Genomic DNA, 2042 nt, shown 5'->3' with positions numbered 1-2042 from the left:
AACGAGGCCGCGACCGGTTTCCCGGCCACGGCCTCGTGAATGAATGAGCGTCAGCGCTGAATCAGCGCAACGAGCACGCGAGCGGTCACTGCCGCCACGCACACGATCGCGATGTTGCGGCCGACGGCGCGGATCTCGTCGCGGTCGATCGCGTACTCGAACTCGAACGACGGCGGCATCAGATTCGCTTCGATGTCGAAGGTCACGCGTTCTCCCCCTCGTACTCCCACAGGTTCGGGACACGTTCTTGCTTTTCGACGAGCCAGTTCTTATCGGTGAGCATACGCGAGAGCGCCAGGCCCATACCGATGGCAACGATCGTGAACATGACCGTAAAGAGCGAAGCGAGGGCATCGTCGATCTGCTGATTGTTCAGGTACGTGAGCGCCCGATAAAGCGGCACACCGGGAATCATGATGACGACTGCGGGAACTGACAGGGTCACGCGCGAGAAGCGCGTCCTGCGGGCCACGAAGACGGCGAGGAGACCAGCAGCGAGCGCGGCAAGGCCGACGGCCGCGGGAGCCGGAACACCCAGCTCCAGGTGCAGGGCGATGCGAGCGGTGTTGATAACCGCACCGATAATGGCCGCCGTCGCGCATACACGGTGAGGCGAGTTAAAGAGCATCGCGAAACCGTATGCCGCGACGAAGCTCGTGAGGAAGCGCAGTATGTAGTGCAACCATGGAACGAGCGAGACACCGTACTCGGGGGTCACAGACCAGCCGAAGATAGCGGAGATCGCCCATACAGCCACACCCGCCGACGCGACAAGCATCGCCACATACACGAGGCGCCCGAGACCTCCCTGGAAGTCCTGTCGGACGAGATCGATCAGGCCCGTCACGAGCGGGAAGCCGGGAACCAGGAACAGCAGTGCGGAAATAAAGCCCGCTTGGTGGGTCGACTCGATGCCCAGGAAGTGCTGAGCCGGAGCAACCAAGAGGATGTAGATCATCGCAGCAAGAGCACCGCAGGCCATCCACACACCGAAGTGGTTCATGTGACGCACAAGCATCTGACGACGCAGCGCCTGACCAAAGAACGAGGCCACGGCGACGGCCGAGCACTCGACCCATCCCCCACCATTCAGGAACGCAAACGCCGCACACGCGAGACCCGATGCGAGCGCATTCGAGAACCAGTCGTAAAGGCCGGGCACCTTCGCGATCTTATCGAGCTCATCGGAAACGTCCTCAACGCGCACGGACTTGCCGTTGAGCGAAGCGACGTAGTTATTGATGCGGTCGATCTTGTCTGCGTTCACGCCCATGAGGCGCTGCTCGGCGAGCTCCGTGCGGAATGTACCGTTCGCGTAAGCCGTCGCAATAATCTCGGTGTACGTGACCTGCGCGCGATGCTCAGAAATACCCACCGCCCGGGCGACGTCCGCCATAGACTTCTTCACGCGGTAAGCGCTCGCGCCGAAGGACAGAAGCATCTGCCCGAGCCGGAGCACAACCTGGGACTGATGAGCGAGGCGATCGTGGGCCGCCATACGTTGAGCGAGAACCTCGTCCTTCCCACCATGTCGGTGGTGCGAGTCTGGCTGATGTGCAGAAGTGACCATGGGAATAGCATCGCACGACTCATGCCGTTTTGCGGGCGACGTTGGTCCGTGACGTGTGTTTTTTCATCTGGTGGACATGCAACTGCATGCGGATGGAGCACCGAGACGAGGCATGGGCCCGGTAGACAGGTACAGATACCCGAGTCGCCGATCCTCCGGCAAAACGGGTAGAACGCGGTGCCACGATGCACCAAGTGACCGCCGATGGCGGCATCGATAATGTGAATCACCCGAAGGACTGAACGTAGAGCCGAGCAATTCAATGTATAGGAAGAGCGGCCAGAAACCCGGAGGTTTCTAGCCGCTCCCCATCAGTGTGTTGTGGCGGTGTCCTACTCTCCCACAACCTGGCGGTTGCAGTACCATTGGCGCTGCCGGGCTTAGCTTCCAGGTTCGGAATGTTGCTGGGCGTTTCCCCGGTGCTATGACCACCACAAGACTGGGTGTTCAACACGTTTCCCCACCCTGCTTG

At 60.9% G+C, this 2042-nt stretch carries 2 protein-coding genes and 1 rRNA gene; all 3 read right to left on the bottom strand.

Translation table 11 applies throughout. From position 1 onward, the window contains the following. Window positions 1-50: 50 nt before the first annotated feature. The 3 genes from O3656_RS10190 to rrf all read right to left on the bottom strand — a co-directional run bounded on the left by O3656_RS10190 (window position 51) and on the right by rrf (window position 2006). Entirely contained in the window at window positions 51-206 is a 156-nt protein-coding gene (locus tag O3656_RS10190) for a hypothetical protein (RefSeq protein ID WP_500063956.1), read from the bottom strand. After that, window positions 203-1498 carry a threonine/serine exporter family protein gene (locus tag O3656_RS10185; protein ID WP_500063958.1) on the bottom strand — a complete coding sequence of 432 codons (1296 nt, stop codon included), beginning with the start codon at window positions 1496-1498 and terminating at the stop codon, window positions 203-205. The genes O3656_RS10190 and O3656_RS10185 overlap by 4 nt, the downstream gene beginning before the upstream one ends. 391 nt (window positions 1499-1889) lie before the next feature. After that, window positions 1890-2006: ribosomal RNA gene (gene rrf, locus O3656_RS10180) — 5S ribosomal RNA — on the bottom strand. Window positions 2007-2042: the final 36 nt, after the last annotated feature.

Origin of the sequence: Pauljensenia sp. 27098_8_83 (genome assembly GCF_041432695.1) — a bacterium.
Taxonomy (GTDB): Bacteria; Actinomycetota; Actinomycetes; order Actinomycetales; family Actinomycetaceae; genus Pauljensenia.
Note: the sequence above shows the minus strand (reverse complement) of the source record. Positions and strands in the feature narration are given on the sequence as shown.

Coding starts and splice junctions, on each gene's coding strand:
- O3656_RS10185 (WP_500063958.1), bottom strand. CDS start 1,498: ATGGCGGCCCACGATCGCCTCGCTCATCAGTCCCAGGTTGTGCTCCGG.